Source organism: Luteolibacter rhizosphaerae, assembly GCF_025950095.1.
Classification (GTDB): Bacteria; Verrucomicrobiota; Verrucomicrobiia; order Verrucomicrobiales; family Akkermansiaceae; genus Haloferula; species Haloferula rhizosphaerae.
In genome coordinates this window covers 17,722-35,882 of the sequence record NZ_JAPDDR010000016.1, presented here as the reverse complement: position 1 = coordinate 35,882, position 18,161 = coordinate 17,722, and the positions used below count along the sequence as shown (strand labels likewise).

At 62.7% G+C, this 18,161-nt stretch carries 18 protein-coding genes; 11 read left to right on the top strand and 7 right to left on the bottom strand.

Going from position 1 to position 18,161, the window contains the following annotated elements; all coding sequences use genetic code 11:
- Nucleotides 1-23 precede the first annotated feature (23 nt).
- The 5 genes from OJ996_RS23190 to OJ996_RS23170 form a co-directional block, all read right to left on the bottom strand.
- Complete coding sequence (locus OJ996_RS23190; protein ID WP_264516089.1) at nt 24-677, bottom strand: hypothetical protein; 654 nt, start codon at nt 675-677, stop codon at nt 24-26.
- A gap of 63 nt (nt 678-740) precedes the next feature.
- On the bottom strand, nt 741-1,100 hold the full coding sequence (locus tag OJ996_RS23185) for a hypothetical protein (RefSeq protein WP_264516088.1): 360 nt from the start codon (nt 1,098-1,100) through the stop codon (nt 741-743).
- Between the two features lie 33 nt (nt 1,101-1,133).
- Entirely contained in the window at nt 1,134-1,679 is a 546-nt protein-coding gene (locus OJ996_RS23180; RefSeq protein WP_264516087.1) for a DUF5990 family protein, read from the bottom strand.
- A gap of 123 nt (nt 1,680-1,802) precedes the next feature.
- Nucleotides 1,803-2,309, bottom strand: a complete 507-nt coding sequence (gene rplQ / locus OJ996_RS23175) for a 50S ribosomal protein L17 (RefSeq protein ID WP_319800710.1) — start codon at nt 2,307-2,309, stop codon at nt 1,803-1,805.
- A gap of 21 nt (nt 2,310-2,330) precedes the next feature.
- Nucleotides 2,331-3,413 carry a DNA-directed RNA polymerase subunit alpha gene (locus OJ996_RS23170; RefSeq protein ID WP_264516086.1) on the bottom strand — a complete coding sequence of 361 codons (1,083 nt, stop codon included), beginning with the start codon at nt 3,411-3,413 and terminating at the stop codon, nt 2,331-2,333.
- Nucleotides 3,414-3,694: 281 nt separating this feature from the next.
- On the opposite strand from OJ996_RS23170, the gene OJ996_RS23165 reads away from it, so the two are divergent.
- The 9 genes from OJ996_RS23165 (at nt 3,695) to OJ996_RS23125 (ending at nt 14,603) form a co-directional block, all read left to right on the top strand.
- Entirely contained in the window at nt 3,695-3,955 is a 261-nt protein-coding gene (locus tag OJ996_RS23165) for a hypothetical protein (protein WP_264516085.1), read from the top strand.
- Nucleotides 3,956-4,006: 51 nt separating this feature from the next.
- A complete protein-coding gene (locus tag OJ996_RS23160; protein WP_264516084.1) occupies nt 4,007-5,410 on the top strand; it encodes a cryptochrome/photolyase family protein in 1,404 nt (467 codons plus the stop codon).
- 126 nt (nt 5,411-5,536) lie between these two features.
- Nucleotides 5,537-6,067 carry a (2Fe-2S)-binding protein gene (locus OJ996_RS23155; protein ID WP_264516083.1) on the top strand — a complete coding sequence of 177 codons (531 nt, stop codon included), beginning with the start codon at nt 5,537-5,539 and terminating at the stop codon, nt 6,065-6,067.
- On the top strand, nt 6,064-7,062 hold the full coding sequence (locus OJ996_RS23150; RefSeq protein WP_264516082.1) for an FAD binding domain-containing protein: 999 nt from the start codon (nt 6,064-6,066) through the stop codon (nt 7,060-7,062). The genes OJ996_RS23155 and OJ996_RS23150 overlap by 4 nt, the downstream gene beginning before the upstream one ends.
- Nucleotides 7,059-9,284 carry a xanthine dehydrogenase family protein molybdopterin-binding subunit gene (locus tag OJ996_RS23145; protein ID WP_264516081.1) on the top strand — a complete coding sequence of 742 codons (2,226 nt, stop codon included), beginning with the start codon at nt 7,059-7,061 and terminating at the stop codon, nt 9,282-9,284. Before OJ996_RS23150 ends, OJ996_RS23145 begins: the two co-directional genes overlap by 4 nt.
- Nucleotides 9,285-9,393: 109 nt before the next feature.
- Nucleotides 9,394-11,433, top strand: a complete 2,040-nt coding sequence (locus tag OJ996_RS23140) for a glycoside hydrolase family 172 protein (RefSeq protein WP_264516080.1) — start codon at nt 9,394-9,396, stop codon at nt 11,431-11,433.
- 340 nt (nt 11,434-11,773) lie between these two features.
- A complete protein-coding gene (locus tag OJ996_RS23135) occupies nt 11,774-12,805 on the top strand; it encodes a hypothetical protein (RefSeq protein WP_264516079.1) in 1,032 nt (343 codons plus the stop codon).
- Nucleotides 12,802-13,941, top strand: coding sequence for a hypothetical protein (locus OJ996_RS23130; RefSeq protein ID WP_264516078.1), 1,140 nt, complete (start codon nt 12,802-12,804; stop codon nt 13,939-13,941). Before OJ996_RS23135 ends, OJ996_RS23130 begins: the two co-directional genes overlap by 4 nt.
- Nucleotides 13,942-14,129: 188 nt before the next feature.
- Complete coding sequence (locus OJ996_RS23125) at nt 14,130-14,603, top strand: hypothetical protein (protein ID WP_264516077.1); 474 nt, start codon at nt 14,130-14,132, stop codon at nt 14,601-14,603.
- An 87-nt stretch (nt 14,604-14,690) separates the two neighbouring features.
- Here OJ996_RS23125 and OJ996_RS23120 read toward each other — a convergent pair whose 3' ends face one another.
- Both OJ996_RS23120 and OJ996_RS23115 read right to left on the bottom strand, forming a co-directional pair.
- The gene (locus OJ996_RS23120) at nt 14,691-15,479 is read right to left on the bottom strand and encodes a DUF2383 domain-containing protein (RefSeq protein WP_264516076.1); all 789 of its coding nucleotides are present in this window, start codon (nt 15,477-15,479) and stop codon (nt 14,691-14,693) included.
- Nucleotides 15,480-15,500: 21 nt separating this feature from the next.
- The gene (locus OJ996_RS23115) at nt 15,501-15,968 is read right to left on the bottom strand and encodes a hypothetical protein (RefSeq protein WP_264516075.1); all 468 of its coding nucleotides are present in this window, start codon (nt 15,966-15,968) and stop codon (nt 15,501-15,503) included.
- Nucleotides 15,969-16,269: 301 nt separating this feature from the next.
- Here OJ996_RS23115 and OJ996_RS23110 point away from each other — a divergent pair, with 301 nt between their 5' ends.
- Complete coding sequence (locus OJ996_RS23110) at nt 16,270-17,463, top strand: alpha/beta hydrolase (RefSeq protein ID WP_264516074.1); 1,194 nt, start codon at nt 16,270-16,272, stop codon at nt 17,461-17,463.
- 133 nt (nt 17,464-17,596) lie between these two features.
- A complete protein-coding gene (locus OJ996_RS23105; RefSeq protein ID WP_264516073.1) occupies nt 17,597-18,103 on the top strand; it encodes a hypothetical protein in 507 nt (168 codons plus the stop codon).
- Nucleotides 18,104-18,161: the final 58 nt, after the last annotated feature.

Here is an 18,161-nt window from a genome sequence, read left to right as displayed (position 1 = left end):
TAACGGCTTGGACTCGCGGCGGATCAGGCGTTAGGAGGGACATCTTGTTCGCCGGTCTTCGCGGCGTCCTTGGTGACGATGCATTCTGGCCGGGGGGCCTTCAACGCTCGCCGAACCGCAAGGCGCCTGCGCAAGTCGTCTACCCAATTGACCAGAAAACACCAGGTGTTCCAAAGCAATCCAAGCCGGGGAGGGAAGCCAAGCCGACCGAGAGTTGCTCTGGCGCCGAACTCCGACCATCCGGATACGGTTCCATCGCGCTGAATCACGACGTGCGCTTGGCCCGGAGGAAACTCAGTCGCATCAATCCCGAAAGTCCATCCTGCCGGCACTTCTTGAAGAACGGCATGCATCGTCATCACGAGATCAGGGTGCCAAGCGGGAGAATCCGCGACAATGTTGTGGTGACGGCAGATCGACACATCGTAGCGGGACATTGAGATCACGGCATTCTCCGGCCCCGAACCCGCCTGGTCATCCACGAGGTAGAGCTCGCTGAGCGCCGCGACTAACTGGTCGTAGACCTCGTTGAACTCTTTCTCCAGCGATGCCTCCTCGTTCTCGTCCCACTTCGGTTTGGGGAGATCGCGGTATCGGAGGCAGCGGACGAATTGCATCAACTTCTGGAGAACATCACAACTACGGACAGATTTTTCAAGGATGGGGAAGGCATCCATTGGCTGCGGGGCATCTGCTAGCGGATGCCACAGCCCAATGACCGGGCTGGCTTCAGCGAATGATCAAGCATCGCGTCTCAAGTCTGGTGTTTTCACTTTCGAGCCGATGATCTTGCGAATCTGCTGATAGCTCTCGTCTGTCCAGCCATAGCAACTCTGAGCTAGCAGGAAGGCTCTTATCTCACTCGCTATCGCGCGAGATTCATCGGTGAAGTCTCCCCCGACAAGAACAAGTGATTCCAAGCTGTCGCCAACGCGGTGCAGCGCCTTGCGGAGCGTGCCGGACTTGACGACGGAGTCATCGAATACGATCACCGTGATCGGCTCAGGAACATTGACCGACCCCCAACGGTCCGTGTAAGCGCGAGGCAGAATCTTCGCCAGCTTCTCTTTCGTGACCTTTTTGGTGATAGTGGCACTCATGGCGGGATGGCCTACGTCTGAACAACCAAGCGCTTACTCCGAGGCCTTGGCCTTCTTGCTCGCCTTCTTCTTGGCGGGCTTGGCTTCGGCGGCTGCTTCAGCAGAAGCAGCGGGAGCAGCCACGGCGGCGGCACTTCTCACCAAGCGCCATTCGAGGGCTTCCGGCTTCACGGTCGCGCAGATCGGTCCGCCGTCGCTTCCCGTTCCGGCGAGCCTTGCTTCGAGGACCTGCCCCGGGGACGTCATCGCGCCTTCAATCAAGGCCGCCGGGATGGAAGCCAGCTTCAATTTCGCGCGACGGGCCCAGGTGGTATGCGGCTGGCCGGCATAGGTTCCGGAATTGAGATAGATGAAGCGGTCGGTCCGCGGGCCCTGCGCGAACTCACCGAGGAAATTGAACCCTTGGGCCGGATCCATCGCGACACGCAGCGAGAACTCGAACTCGAGCGACTCCGCACTGCTTACCGTCGGCGCGAGCAAACCGGCCTTGCCGCGCTGCACCGCGAATGTCACCCCGGATAGCGGCGCACTGACGACAATGCGCATCCGGACCACCTGCTCTGATAGATCACGCTTCATGGCGATTTCCCACCGATCGATGATCGGAAGATTAGCGATGGATGATCCCGCCTTCAAACCGAAAACCCCCGCCGGATCGCTCCGGCGGGGGTCTTAGGAATCAGTCTCTCGACGACCTGCGGATTACTCCGCGGCTTCGTCAGCGGCCTTCGCCTTCTTCGCCGCCTTCTTCTTGGCGGGCTTGGCTTCGGCGGCTTCTTCAGCAGCAGCGGGAGCAGCCACGGCGGCGGGCTCTTCAGCGGCGGGAGCGGCCACGGCGGTCTCTTCGACAGCCGGCTGGTCCACCCACTCGATCACGGCCATCGGCGCGGAGTCGGTCATGCGGGCACCCAGCTTGGTGATCCGGCAGTAACCGCCCTGGCGGTCCTTCGAGAGAGGGGCGACCTCTTCGAAGAGCTTCTTGGCGATGTCCTTCTGGCGCAGGAAGGCGACAGCCTGGCGGCGGGCGTGGAGATCTCCACGCTTGCCGAGGCCGATCATCTTCTCAGCCACGGGGCGCAGGGCCTTGGCCTTGGCGAGCGTGGTGCGGATGCTGCCATGCTCGATCAAGCTGCAGGCGAGGTTGGCAAGCAGCGAGCGCCGGTGGGCGGCGGTGCGCTTGAGCTTGGTGGTATTGCGGCGATGTCTCATCGGGTGCGGTCCCTTTCTTAATTAGTCGTCGAGGTTCTGGGCGATCAGGTCGGCAAGGCCCACCGGGGCTTCTTCTTCGACGCCGAGACGCGGGCCGCGGACGGCCGGCACCGGGCCGGAGAGCAACGAAGGATCCAGGGACATTCCGAGGCCGAGGCCGAGTTCGGAGAGCTTGTCCTTGATCTCGTTGAGCGACTTCTTGCCGAAGTTGCGATACTTGAGCATTTCCGCCTCCGACTTCATCGCGAGCTGGCCCACGGAAGTGATGTTGGCGTTGTTGAGGCAGTTGGCGGCACGGACCGAGAGTTCGATCTCGTTCACGCTCATGTTGAGAAGCTTCTTCAGCGCGGCGTTCTCCTCGTTGGATTCCGTCGGGGCTTCCTCGAAGTCCACGGCGTTCTCGTCGTAGTTGACGAAGACGTCCAGGTGGTGGCGCATGATGGCGGAGGCCTGCAGCAGGGCGTCCTGCGGGCTGATGCGGCCGTCCGTCCAGATATCCAGCACGAGCTTGTCGTAGTCGGTCATCTGGCCCACGCGGGTGGTGTCCACCGCGTACTTCACGCGGGTCACCGGGGAGAAGATCGAGTCGATGGCGATCACGCCGATCGGCTGGTCCTTGCGCTTGTTCTCGTCGCCGGTGAAGAAGCCGCGGCCGACGCGGACTTCGAATTCGCAGTCGAACTTCACCTTCTTGTCGAGGGTGCAGATGATCTGGTCCTTGTTGACGACTTCGTAGATGTTGTCGTCCTGGATGTCACCGGCGGTGATCACGCCTTCCTTCTCGACCTTGATCGTGAGGATGCGGGGCTCCTTGTCGTGGTGCTTGAACTTCACTTTCTTGAGGTTCAGCACGATGTCGGTGACATCTTCCACCACGCCCGGGAGGCTGGAGAATTCATGCTGCACGCCGGCGATCCGCACGGAGGTGATGGCGGCGCCTTCCAGCGAGCCCAGGAGGACGCGGCGGAGCGAGTTGCCCAGGGTGTGGCCGTAGCCGCGCTCGAAGGGCTCGGCGGTGAACTGGGCGTAGACCTCGGTGGCGGTGTCCTCGTGCTTGACGAGGCGGTTCGGGAGCTCGAATCGAGCAAGTTTGGCGGCAGACATTGTATATTAGGGGTAGCCGGGTTACCCTCCTGCGAGCGGTGGCAGGGGCGTGATACCCTGCCAGGAGGACCTACGGCGGCTGTTCAGGCTCGCGCGGGCGGGGACTAAAGGAGAACGGCAGGGGCTTGGCAACGAATTTTTTCACCGCCCGAAATACGTGGAAATCCGCATGAATGCGCGGTTCCGGAGAGTCTCTAACATTCCTCAAACAAAAATCGAGTGGCCATCCCCCGCATTCGGTGGCATGTTGTCATATGAATGCTCTCGAACTCGGTCCCACAATGAAATCGAAGCGCAACCTGACTCGGTTCACTTACGAGAACACGGCATTCCAAGGATGGCGTCTCTGCGTCAGCAGGGGCGGCGTGACTTTCACCAAGTATTTCTCGGACAAGCAATACGGCGGCGGAAGGAAGGCCTTGGATGCGGCGGAGAAGACCCTCAGCGACCTGAAGTCCCTCCTCGAGGGCTCCAAGCGCGTGAACGGCCGTCTCAGCAACGTGACCGTAAAAAAAGCCGAGAAAATGCTCGGTGCCCCCTGATCACCGGCTTCCCCCCTTGCGCTGTTAGCGTGCATGGCTTTGTTAGCCCGCATGCCCTCCCCTAGCGCGCAGACGATTCATTGGTTCCGGCGGGACCTCCGGATCCTCGATAACCCGTCCCTCCACCACGCCGCGGCTTCCGCGGACTCCGTTCTCCCGGTCTATATCCTGAGCGACTGGAAGCAGAACCACGTCTGGACCGGCCCGAAGCGCCAGGCATTCCTCTGTAAGTCACTGGAATCACTGGCCAAGAACCTCGAAACGCTGGAGGGCCGCCTGATCATCCGCTGCGGCTCTGCGGACGAGGAGCTGGAAAAGCTGATCAAGGAAAGCGGCGCCAAGTCCCTGAGCTTCAATCGCGACCCCGACCCCTTCGGCCGCGAGATGGAAGCCCGGGTCGAGAAGATGGCCAAGCGCCTCGGCGTGGAATGCATTGGTTTTCATGACGTGACGCTCCACACCCCGCAGGAGGTGCTGACCCAAGATGGCAAGCCCTATCGCGTCTTCACCCCCTACTCGAAGAACTGGCTCACCCTGCCCAAGCCGGAACCCCTCCCGAAGCCGAAGGCGCTCAACACGCCGCAGGGCATCAAGTCCCTCGATCTGCCCGCGAATGCCCACTGGAAGCTCCCGGAGCCGGAGGGCTGCGAGATCCTGGAGGGCGGGGAGCGCGCCGCACTGCAGCGCCTGAAGACCGCCGTCAGTTCCCGTATCAAGAACTACAAGGACTTGCGCGATTCACCCGCCGTCCCCGGCACCTCCCGGCTCGGGCAGGACCTGCGCTTCGGCCTGCTCTCCCCCCGCACTATATATAGGCGCGTGATGGAGGCCGGCGGTGGCGAAGGCCCCGATACCTTCGTTAAGGAACTGGCCTGGAGGGAGTTCTACATGGCGATCCTCTGGCACTACCCGCAAGTCCTTGAAAATGAGTTCAACGACGACTGGCACGGTCTCTGGTGGGCCGAACCCGACGCCAACTTCGAGGCCTGGAAGGAAGGCCGCACCGGCTTCCCCATCGTCGACGCCGGCATCCGCGAACTCCTGACCACCGGTTTCATGCACAACCGCCTGCGGATGATCACGGCGATGTTCCTGACCAAGGACCTGCATGTGGACTGGCGTCTGGGGGAGCAGTTCTTCCTGCAGCACCTCGTGGATGGGGAGATCGCCTCGAACAACGGCGGCTGGCAGTGGAGCGCCGGGACGGGGGCGGATGCCGCGCCCTACTTCCGCATCCAGAACCCGTGGTCGCAGGCGAAACGCCACGACCCGGAGGGCACGTACATCAAGCGCTGGGTCCCGGAGTTGAAGGATGTGCCCGTGGACCGTCTGATGGAACCGCCGAAGGACGGTCGACCGATCGCGAAGGGCTATCCCCTGCCCTGCGTGGATCACCACGAGGAGCGCGACCGCACCCTGGCGATCTTCAAGAAGCACCGGGAGGGGAAGCGGTGAGGATGCGAAGAGCAAGGAGCTCATGCATCTTGCCCACACTGCTAACTCGTTAGGAGGCGAGTAGCCGCCTCTGCGTAGGGATAGGCTAGTGGCATGGCCGGTGCGAGGATTGGCAGCTCAATCTTCATGAACTCCGTCGTCTTTCCTCGAACTTCCGCGCTTGGCCCCACGCCCGACGTTCTGGAGAAACATCGCGTCCGGCTCCGCTTGAACGGAGCCGATTCCCAATACGAAGTGGAGCCGTGGCGGACCCTCTTGGATCTGCTACGAGAGGATGCAGGCCTCACGGGCTGCAAGAAGGGCTGCGACCACGGCCAATGCGGGGCCTGCACGGTGCTGCTCAATGGCAAGCGGATCAACTCCTGCCTGACTCTCGCCGTGATGAGCGAGGGTGCGGAGGTGGTGACGATCGAGGGAATCGCGAAAGATGGCGAGCTGCATCCCCTCCAACAAGCCTTCATCGATCACGATGCATTCCAATGCGGGTTCTGTACGCCTGGTCAGATCTGCTCGGCGATCGGGATGCTGGATGAGGGTGCGCCACGCGACGACGACGAAATGCGCGAGAGAATGAGCGGCAACCTCTGCCGCTGCGGAGCCTATCCGAACATCGTGGATGCAATCCGAAGCACGCTGGAAAAGGAGGAAACGTTGTGAATCCTTTCACCTACTCACGGGTGGCCACGCTGCCAGAGTGCCAGCGCGAACTGGGCAAGACCGGATCAGCCGCAGTGATCGCAGGCGGAACCAACCTCCTCGATCTGATGAAGGAAGGCATTGAGAAGCCTTCAAGCGTGGTGGACATCAATCCCCTACCCTGGCACGAGATCGCCGCGTTGGAGAACGGCGGGCTTAGGCTCGGCGCTTTGGCCCGGAATGCGGAGACGGCGGCTCATCCGGCGGTGGCCGAGCGGTATCCGCTGCTGGCCGCGGCGATTCTCGCGGGTGCTTCCCCGCAAATCCGCAACATGGCGAGCAACGGCGGCAACCTGATGCAGCGGACTCGCTGCTTCTATTTCTACGACACGGCCACGCCCTGCAACAAACGCAGCCCGGGCAGCGGGTGCGCGGCGCTGAAAGGCTTTAACCGCATCCATGCGGTGCTTGGCGGCAGCGCGAGCTGCATCGCGGTGCATCCCTCTGACATGTGCGTGGCCTTGGCAGCACTGGAGGCGGTGGTGATCGTGGAGGGTGCCCGTGGCAGCCGCGCGATCCCCTTCGCGAACTTCCATCTTCTGCCCGGCGACACACCTGATATCGAGAACACCTTGGCACCGGACGAGATGATCGTTTGCATCGATCTGCCGCCGAAGGGCTTCGCGAACCACTACTCCTATGTGAAGGTGCGCGACCGGCGCTCGTATGCCTTCGCTCTGGTGTCCGTGGCGGCGGCGCTGGAGATCGAGGACGGGGCGATCTCGACCGCACGGCTGGCCCTCGGCGGGGTGGCTCACAAGCCTTGGCGCGATGAAAGGGCGGAGCGAGTGCTCACCGGCCGTGCACCGGCGCGTGAGAATTTCCAGAAGGCTGCCGATGTCCTGATGCAGGATGCGAGGGGCCGCGGCTTCAACGACTTCAAAATCGAACTGGCACGGCGCGCGATCGTGCGGGCCCTCGAAGAAGCCTCCAACAAACAAGCGTCCGAATCATGAGTGGGGCGGCAATGGGAAACGTGAACCGGGTGGACGGGCCGGCAAAGGTCACGGGAAAAGCAAAGTATGCCTCGGACTTCCGCGGGGATGGTCTGCTCTACGGTCGCATCGTAGACGCGCCAATCGCGCGGGGAAGAATCCTCTCGATCGAAACGGAAGCGGCCCTTGCCTGTCCGGGAGTAGTCTACATCTTCACCCACGACGATCAGCCATCGCTAGCGTGGCTGGAGAGAAACTACCGCGATCAGGTCGGTCCGGATGGTAGTCCATTCCGCCCTCTGCACGACGATGTCATCCGCTTTTCCGGGCAAGTGGTAGCGCTGGTATTGGCCGATTCGCTGGAAGCCGCGAGGCACGGAGCCGGACTGGTGCGGCTGCGATGTGAGCAGGAGGCACACGCGACCGATCTGGAAGAGCAGCGGCCGGAGTCCTTTGAAGAGCCGGACTCCCGCTCGGGCATGGGCAAGCCCCCGGAGCCGCGCGGTGATGTGGGGATCGCGCTGGTGGAAGCCCCGGCCTCGATTCAAGAACGCTACTCGACCTCCCCCCAGCATCACAACCCGATGGAACCTTTCGCCACGACCGCGATCTGGGAGCGTGATGGCAGCCTGACGGTCTATGACAAGACCCAAGCCGTGATGAACGATAAAAAGTATCTGACCCAGGTCTTCGGCTTCGGAAAAGACGAGCTCCAGGTGCTATCCCCTTTCGTGGGGGGAGCTTTCGGTTCGGGCCTGCGACCGCATCATGTGGCCTTTCTGGCTGTGCTGGCAGCGCGTGAGTTGAAGCGGAACGTACGCGTGGTGCTTGAAAGGAAGCAGATGTTTGCTCTCGGGTTCCGGCCGCCATCGATCCACGATCTCCAGCTCGGGGCCACTGCTGCCGGGCATCTCACCGCCGTGGCACATGATGCCCTCGGCGCGACTTCCCGCTTCGAGAATTACGTCGAGCAGATCGTCAACTGGTCGGGCGGCACTTATGATTGCCCGAACGTGAGGTTGGGCTACCGGATCGCAGCGCTGGACGTGAACACGCCCTGCGACATGCGCGCGCCGGGTGCGGCCTCCGGTGTCTTCGCGCTGGAATCCGCAGTCGACGAACTGGCGTGGAAGCTAGGGATGGATCCTCTGGAGTTCCGTATCCTCAACCACGCTGCAAAGGACCCGAACGAAGAAAAACCCTACTCCAGCAAGCAACTGCTCGAGTGCTATCGGCAGGGTGCGGAGCGCTTCGAGTGGCACCGCCGCGGGCATGACTGCGGCAGCATGCGCGACGGGAGCATCCTCATCGGCTGGGGCGTGGCGACAGGAGTCTGGGATGCGATGCAAGTACCCTCCAGTGCGAAGGCCGTGCTGGGCGCGAACGGGAAGCTCACGGTAAGCGCGGCAACATCGGACATCGGCACGGGAACCTACACGATGATGGCGGTGATCGCGGCAAGAACCCTCGGGCTCTCCGTGGACGACGTGGTGCCACAACTCGGTGATTCACGTCTGCCGATGGCTCCCCTGGAAGGAGGTTCCTTCACCGCGGCAAGCGTGGGGACGGCGGTGCAGAAGGCCTGCCTGAAGATCCGGAAACGTCTGATCCGGCTGGCGAAGGATCTGGATGGATCGCTGTTGGCGGGCGTGGATGAGAAGGAAATCATCTTGGAGAATGGACGGATCGCCATCAAAGGAGACGCGTCCCGCTCGCACGGCATCACGGAGGTGCTGCAGCGGACGGGAACTAAGGAGATCAGCCGTAAGACGCTGGCAATCCCCTCGCTCCTCAAGCAGCGCAAGGTCAGCATCAAGACACACTCCGCCGTCTTCGCGGAGGTGAAGGTGGATGAAGACCTAGGGACGCTTCACGTGACCCGGGTGGTATGTGCGGTGGCGGCGGGGCAGATTCTGAATCTGAAAACGGCGCGAAGCCAGATTATGGGCGGAGTGGTGTGGGGCATTAGCATGGCCCTGCACGAGGAGAGCGTGATGGATCATGCGCACGGGCGTTTCATCAACCACGATCTGGCCGGGTATCATATCCCGGTGAACGCGGATGTCGGAAGCATCGAGGTGATTTTCGTGGAAGAGAAAGATTCGGTGGTGAACCCGCTGGGGGTGAAAGGCGTGGGTGAGATCGGCATCGTGGGGACCGCGGCGGCGGTGGCGAATGCGGTTTTCCATGCGACCGGAAAGCGTGTAAGATCCCTGCCAATTACTTTGGACAAGCTTCTTTGAATGGCCGGGAAGATCGTTCCGTTGCTGCCAACTTGTCATCACAGCTTGTTTCCGGGTGGCGATCGGCGAGGTTTGCAGGCGGCGGTCCGGGCCGCTTGATCGCGGGACGATGAATACCTTCTCCATCCGCATCCTTGCCGTGGGCATGGGCCTGCTTGCCTTTCCACATGCGCGGGCCGAGGTGAGCCTGGATTCGCTGCTCACGGAAATGGCGGATTACTCCGCGGTGGCGCGGTGGCCGGAGCCTTCTTACCAATGCCTGCAGGCGAGCAGTCACGACCGCCGCACGGTGGCGCCGGATCAGCCGGGCTGGTTCGCGAATGACGATCACACGAACTTCATCCGCACGGAGACGATCGCGGGTCGCACGGAGAAGGTGATGCTGGATGCGGAGGGGCCGGGCTGCCTGACGCGCTTCTGGCTGACGACGGTGCAGAACAAGCGAGGGACGATCCGGATCTATGTGGACGAGCAGGCGGAGCCGGTGCTGAGCTTCCCCGCCTACGATCTGATGGCGGGCGAGCTGAAGCTGCCGGAGCCGATGGTGATGCCGCACCCGGGCTACACGGCGGAGGGCAATGGCGGGAATACCTGGATGCTGCCGATCCCCTTCGCGAAGCGCTGCAAGGTGACCTGGGAGGAGCAGGGCAGCGGGCCGCGCTACTACATCATCAACTACCGCAAGTATGCGCCGGGGACGAAGGTGGCGAGCTTCAGCCGGGAGGCATTGGAAAAGGCGGGCGCCGCGGTGCAGAAGCAGGCCTCGCGTTTGCAGACCGCGCCAGCCCGCGGTGATGGCAAGCCGGCGCTGAAGAGCAGCATCAAGCCGCAGGGCAAGACGACGCTGGATCTGGCCGGGCCCGCGGCGATCAAGGAGCTGGAGCTGCGCCTGACGCCGCCTGCGGGTGTGGCGCTGGATCAGGTGCTGCGCTCGGTGATCGTGCGGATGCAATTCGACGGGCAGGAGACGGTGTGGTGCCCGGCGGGAGATTTCTTCGGCAGCGGGGCGGGCCTGAACCGGCTGGACAGCTGGTACCGCACGGTGAAGGAGGATGGCACGCTGGTCTGCCGCTGGACCATGCCTTTCCAGAAGAGCGCGCTGGTGATCGTCGAGAATCTTGGGGAGCAGGAGATCGGCAGCGAGTTGCGCTGCGAGACGGAGCCTTGGCATTGGGACGGGCGCAGCATGCACTTCCACGCCGCATGGCACTACGAGGCCGGCCTGATCACGCCGCCGCAGCGGGACTGGGACTTCGTGAAGCTGAAGGGCAAGGGCGTGTATGTCGGCGATGTGCTCTCGCTCTACAACGAGGTGGCCACCTGGTATGGCGAGGGCGATGAGAAGATCCGCGTGGATGGCGAGGTGGTGCCCTCCCATCTCGGCACGGGCACGGAGGATTACTACAACTACTCCTTCGCGCCGCGGGGGATCATGCAGACGCCCTTCGCGAACCAGACGCGGGTGGATGAGAAGATGACGCAGGGCCACAACATCCTGACGCGCACGCGGAATCTGGATGCGATCCCCTACACCAGCTCGCTGGACTTCGACATCGAGCTGATCTCCTGGGCGCCGACGCAGATGATCTACGCGGCGACGACCTATTGGTATGCCTTCCCCGGCGGCAGCTCGAACCGCAAGCCGCAGCCGGAGGCGGCGCTGGCCAAGATTCCGACGCTGGCGGATGCGCAGCGGCTGCCCAATCCCTTCCCCGGCGCGATCGATGCGGAGGAGCTGAAGGTGACAGCTGCTACGGCAGGTCTCGTACATGAGGTGCAGGACATGCGGCCCTTCGGGCCCGGCAAGTGGAGCCGCCGCTCGCAACTGCTGGTGCGCGGTGGGAAGGAAGGAGACGCCGTGACCCTGCGCGTGCCGGCCCCGGACGCGAAGCCGCGCAAGCTGCTGATGGCGGCGACGAAGGCGAACGACTACGGCGTGCTGTCCTTCACCGTGAACGGGCAGAAGGTGGAGAAGAGCTTCGATGGCTATGCGCCGACGGTCGAGGCATCGGGAGAGTTCGAGCTCGGGACTTTCGCACCGGTGGACGGGGCCTTCGAGGTGAAGGTGGAGCTGAGCGGCACGAATCCGGCGGCGGTGGGGCCGAGGTTCTATGCCGGGGTGGATTATGTGAAGCTGGTGGAGCCGTAGCGTGGAGGATTGGTGGTTCGGTTTGGGGCGGGATCGGGAGAGAAGACGGTGGCGATCTGCGATGGGTCCGCGGAGCGATAAGGAGCGGGGACATTTTTGTTCCCGGCAGGCACGCTTGCCCCGACGACAAGAATGTCGTCGCTCGTTACTCTGACCCATTAGGCGTGGCGGGACGACTTCGTCGTTCCGGCTGGGGCAGGGCTGAGAGAGAACACGATGGCGATGTGCGGGAGGATGCGAGCAGCCGGAAGGACGAGAGTCCTTCCGCTACACTTCGATTGGAGTTGATCGGTAGCGCCGGACCCAGGCATATCATGGCGGTGATCTCGATCCATCTGCCATGAAGCGGCGTCTGTGGCTGCTGCCGCCCTTGCTCGCGGTCGCGGGATATTTGTCCTCGGATGCGGTGGTGGCGGCGAAGCAGTCCGGGGACCGGAAGGAGGTAGCGAAAGGTAGAGAGCGAGAAGAGCGGCCGAGGTTCACGATGGAGCAGGCGATGGAGGAGCTCAGTGGAGACTACCAAGCCAATCCGGGAGTGATAATCGAAGAGGTGCCGGAGGAGGATCTGAAGCAACGCCTTCTTAGCCTCGGGAAGCTCCGGGAAGACCAATCGCAGGTGGATCGGGACTACTACCGGCAGAAGGACTATTACGAGATGGAGTATCGGCTCGCCGCCTATGAACTGGTGGAGCGGATACAACGGGAAGGTGTGGAGTGGATCGAGCAGAACCTTCCCGATCTACGCCTGATCGCGATGCAGGCCTGGGCCATGGCGGATCCGGAAGCGGCATGGCAGGCCATCATCCACAGCAAGCGCCAGCCACCCTGCGATCCCTTCACTCTGATGGAGGCCCTCAAGAATCGCGCGAAGGCGAACGACGGGACACTGAAGCAAGCTTGCCTGGAGGTACCGTGGGAACTTTTCAGCTATTGCGACTACGATGCGGTGGGTCTGAGAGTGGATCCACGGATGTATCCGCATCATGTGGTATCCTTCTACAGTTCCGATGAGCTCGCTCCGTGGATCGAGAGCGGTGCGGCACAAGCGATCGCGAGCCAAGGACTGGAGCTGCACGGATTCTTCGAAAGCTGGAGCAGGGACGACGCTCCTGCCGCTCTCCGCGCTTGGCCCGATTGGCCAGCGACTTCTTCGCATGCCCGGGATTTCGCTGCGATGCTGGAAATGTATGCGGATGGAGAAACGCCGAACGCGGAGATCGTGAAGATCCTGGAGGAATATTCACCGGAGCAACGGGCAAAAGCGGCGGCCGCCATTACGAACAAGGGGAGGAGCAAGGACCCCTTCGCCTTGGATCTGACACGCTACTATCCCGCACTCGGACTCCCTGTACCTGAGCTCCCGCCCAGATGAGCGAAGCAGGACTCCAGCGTCTGTCACTGGTCGTCGCTTGCGCTGCCGCGCTGGCGGCAGGCATCACCCTCGGATTGCAAGGACCGCTACAGGAAGAGACTGGAGCGGTCATGAGTGCGAAAGCACGGACATCCGCTCCTGCCAACGCGGGAGCAGACGCCCGAGATTGGGATGCGCGCTCTCCACGAAATGAGGCCCGGCTCGAGCGGCGCGTGATCGCGAAATGCGACGACGAATCCCTGTGGGCTTGGCTCTTGGTTCCCACCGACGAGCTGGGGACCTTGGACATCGTGATCGACGAGTTGATCGACCGCAAACGCTGGGATGCCCTGCAGCATCTAATGGTGATGGAAAAGAGCACGGAGCGGGATGGGGCTCTGCGCCATGTCTACGGGAGACTGGCGGAGAAGGATCCTTGGAAGGCCTATGAGCTCTGGCAGGAGAACGGAGACACCTTGGGATCCAACTCTGACATCGCCTTTCATTATATGATTCAGGCCGCCGCTGCCGTTTCGGCGGAGAGGTTGATCGAGGTGCTGGGTGAAGCGTGGAAGAATGAAAAGGCCTACACCGCGGATCCGAAGTATCCTCCGGACTTCGATTTCAGGAAGCTGCTGGATTTCCTCTCGAAGCATGATGACCGGACGATGTCTGGATCAGATTCAGCACTATTTGAATGGGCCAAGCGTTCCCCTGTAGCGGCCGCGGAATGGTTCCGATCCAGCCAGTCCTGGGATTCCACCGACCCGGCAGATCAGGTTCAGCTCTACCGCACGGTGGCGCTGACGAGCCTTGAGGAGTCGCATATGGGCTCCACCCTGAGTAACATCTCAGCGGATCTGGATCACTTGGACATATGGGCGACGATCGCGTTGTCGAGCCAAGGCAAGCCCGATCCAAGCCTGTTACGCTCGGCGAGAATCGTCGGCGGTGAGAATCGATATCTTGAAAGGACGCTGGCAGAGACACGCTTCAAGGAGACCTTGGACCCTTCGTGGAAGGAGATCCCCAAGGCGGAGAGGATGCGGGCGAAGGCGGCGGTGGAGGAGGCTTGGCGGAAGGAGATCGTTGGTCCGACACACGATCGCGCGCGAGCCCGCTGGGCGGAGATGGTGAACCGCGCTTGGGATGACTGAGAGCATGTATCCGAGCGGAAATGGCTCGGCGGTCCGGACGGGGTATGAACGAGGGAGGCGGGACGACGGGATGCGGCCGCACATCATCCGCTGACTCGAAAAAAATCGCTCCTTGCCGTCACCTTTCGTGCTAAAAGCCTAGCCGTAGCATCGATCTAACAGCTCATTCCTGCCCATGATGGGGGGATATGAAATTGAGCCAGACACTGGGGAAAACGATCGGGGACTTTTGCGGAAACGGCTTCCACGACAGCAGCGCGAACCACTGCGCGCACTTCGTGGGACACGTGCTGAATCTCGATACCGGCTACGACTGCAAGGTCCACCGCCGCGGCAAGAAAGGCGGGGCCTGCCTGCGCGTGCATGAGCTCTTCGCGGACTGTCCGGAGGTGGGCGAGTTCAAGGAGGCGGCGCCGTTCCCCTGCATCGCCTTCGTCACCGCGCGGACCAACGTGAGCCTTTCGAAGCACACGATGGGGAACATCCCGCAGAAGCACGTGGGTATCTATGATGGCAAATACATCTACCACTACTCGAACGGCCGCGACGTGGTGGTGAGGCAGACGCCGAAGGATTTCCTCGATCGTTTCGAGGCCATCTATGCGGGCACGCAGGGACTCTACTATGGCACCCTGCCCGCCGGCGCGGAGCTGCCGGTGTGACAAAGGTCCGTGGACCCTCCAACCCTGCTATTAAAAAGAGCGGTGCCCAGCCCGGGCACCGCTCTTCTTTCGCAGAGGGTCCCCCCGTCAGAGGACCGAAACTTCCTTCGCCTTCAGGCGCAGCAGCGTGTTGATGTTCTCGTGGGCACGCGGCAGGTTGTGTTGGCGGATGGCGCTCTTGATGTCTTCCATCACCTGAGGATCTTCCAGCGCCGCTTCATACTCGCGCACGCCATGTTCTTCCCCGGCCTGAAGTGCGGCCAGCGCAGGTGATTCGCCGAGCGCGAGGGCGGTGCCCTCCACGGCTTTCGCGAAGTCACCCCAGATCCCGGAGTCGAAGGACGGCTGCCCGCCCATCTCCATGATGTGTTGGCGCAGGCGGCTGGCGCTATCCTCATGAACGGCCAGCAGATGGCGCAAGGTATCGCGATCCGCACCCACGCCGAACTTGGCAATGGCTTGCGTGTAGGTATCGATGGCAGAGAGCTCACCACGCAGCAGCTTGTTGCAGCTGTTGATGCACACATCCACCGGATCGAGCGCCACCGGACCGGCAGGACGTGCGCCCCGGAAGGGCAGGGCGCGGTCCGGATTGCGGTCGCTGCGCAGGATCTCGTAGGCCCGCGCCGCACCCACAGCCAGCAGGGCATAGGGGACCACGGGGGCTGCGAGGCGGACCACGCCTACCAGCACCCGCCCGATGGGCAGGCTGCGGGCGAGATAGCCGATGCCGAAGCCGATGCCTACCGAGCGAAGCGGATGCTCCACCACGGCGCTCTCGATCTCGTTGCGGGCTTCGAGCAAGCGCTGCTTGCCGGTCACCACTTTTTCTTCCACCCACTCGTCGGGGTGAATGTCAGCAGGTCGAATGCTCACGGGGACTCTAGGGGTAAAGGGTTACCAGCGGCTGCGTAGCTTCGAGGCACGGTGGGCGAGGTCATGAGCGCGGTCGCCCATGTAATCGCTGAAGTTCGTCACGCGATCACCGATGTCGGAGAGCGTGCGGTTCTTGCGAACGCTGTCCCACGCATCGTGCGCGCCCTTGGTGGCGACCGGCAGCAGCGAGCCCAGGAGCAGCTGGCGCAGGCCATTGCTACGCCGCGGCGAGAAGAGCACGTAGCCGAGCGCAAGCCCGACGGCCGCCGCGCCCACGATGTCTTTCACGGAGGCGTTCTTCACGTGCTTCTTGGCGCGTTCGATGAACTCGTGCCGGCGGCCATTGCTGCGGTGGAGTTCGTTCCAGTGTTGTTCGGCATCCAGCGGTTGCGGGATGTCGCGAGAGGGGCGCGTGTCGCGCTTGTGGTTCCCTTGGGGATCCAGGTCGGCTCCGTGAGCCGTATAGTGATCGCTTGCTCGGGTATTCATGACAGATTCCTCCTATCGCAAGGAATAGGCCATCGCTCCGCGCAATCGGCAAGTGATTGGTAAGGAAGGAGCGGGAAATCGGAGCGGGCGCGGAGGCAGCGGCCGCAAGGTGCGCGATGCCCCTCCCGGACTCGCATTATGCAACGCCCGTTTGCCCCCGGGCAGAACGCGCTCGCAATTACTGCGTTCTGCGTACTTCGCCGTGCTCCGGAATCGCGGAAGTGCCGTAGGACCAAGGTCGTGGCCGCTTGGCATGGGGCGAGCGATGGATTGACGCGAAATCTCAACTGACAACCGAGCCATGAAACCAACGATTGATTATCCGCATCGTTTCCATCTCATCGCGATCGCCGCTGGCTGTGCCCTGACCGCTCATGCCGCCGATGGTCCCGGGCCCACACCCGGATCGCCCGTGGTCGGCGAGGACGCGATCAAAGGCGCCGAAGTGGTCGACGGCCCCGCAGCGATCGCGCCGACCGAGACGACCAAACCGCGCGCCCAAGCCAGCCCACAGATGCAGGCGGTGCTCGACAAGCTGATCTCCCTCGGCGGCAAGCCGATCACCGAGCTCTCTCCTGGGGAGGCCCGCAAGCAGCCCTCGCCCGCGGACGCGGTGGCGAAGCTGATGAAAGAGCAAGGCAAGTCTCCGGAGAAACTCGGCAAGATCGATGACATCAAGATCAAGCTTTCCACCGGAGATGTCGATGGCCGCGTCTACAAGCCGGAAGGCGATGGACCCTTCCCGGTGATCCTTTACATCCACGGCGGCGGCTGGGTGCTGGCGGATCTGGATACCTACGATGCCACGCCGCGCGCACTGGCGAAGGCGGTGAATGCCGTGGTGATCTCCACCGACTACCGGCACGCGCCGGAGCACAAGTTCCCCGCCGCGCACCAGGATGTCTTCGGGGCCTACCAGTGGACGCTGGAGAATGCCGGCCAGTGGGGCGGCGATGCCAGCAAGGTGGCCGTGGTGGGCGAGAGCGCCGGTGGCAACATGGCCGCATCGCTCGCGGTGATGGCGCAGGCCAAGGGCATGCAGATGCCCGTGCACCAAGTGCTGGTCTATCCCGTGGCCACCACCAGCATGGACTCGGAGTCCTATCGCCAGCACGGCCTCGCCAGCCCGCTGAATGCCGCGATGATGAAGTGGTTTTTCGACCACACCCTCGCGAAGGAGGAGGACTGGAAGAACCATGAGATCAACCTGCTCGAGGCCAAGACCCTGCAAGGCCTGCCGCCCACCACCATCATCACCGCGGACATCGACCCGCTGCGCTCGGACGGCGAGGCACTGGCCAAGAAGCTGCAAGGCGATGGCGTGGCCGTGGACTACAAGAACTACGAAGGCGTGACCCACGAGTTCTTCGGCATGGGTGCCGTGGTGGATACCGCCAGCGAGGCACTGAACCACGCTGCCGGGAACCTGAAGAAAGCCTTCCCCGGAGATACCAATGCCGCGGTGCGTCGACCGAACCCCGCGGACGAGGAATAATCCCCGCCGAAAGTCCTCCCCCTATTGCCGGAAACCCCACGATGCGAATCGCGGGGTTTCTTGCGTACGGGTCTCCGCAGATTTCGCGGGTGCCTCCCTTGACTCGCCCCCGCTCCTCGGCTGACATGTGGCGATGAATTCCGCTTTGCCCCTCGCATTTCTCAGCCTGCTCCTCGCCGCTCCGGCCCTGCGTGCCCAGGATGCGGAGCCCGCTCCGACCGCCGAAGAGGCCGCCGCCGAGGAAAAGGCCGGTGCCCATTACAGCAAGGAGCTCGTGGGCGTCTGGAAGTTCGAGGTCAAGCAGGAGGGCATGAGCGCCACCGGCACGAATACCTACAAGGCGGACGGCACCAGCGTCTCGAAGGGGCAATTCGACGTGGGCGGCCAGAAGACGGAATTCTCCGCCGAGGCCAAGTGGACGGTGAAAGGCAACAAGCTCACCTTCGAGGTCACCAAGACCAGCGATGCCGGCAGCATGCCGGTGGGCACCAAGTGGACGCAGACGATCGTGCGGCTGACCGAGAAGGAATTCCGCTTCCTGGATGCCGAAGGCAATGAGCGCATCGAAACCCGCGTGCCCGACGAGAAGAAGAAGGAAAAGGAAGAGCCGAAGAAAGCCGAGCCTGCGGAGCAGAAGTGAGATCCCGGGAGCGCGGACTTCAGTCCGCCAGAAGCCGCTCTCGCGCTTCGCCATACTC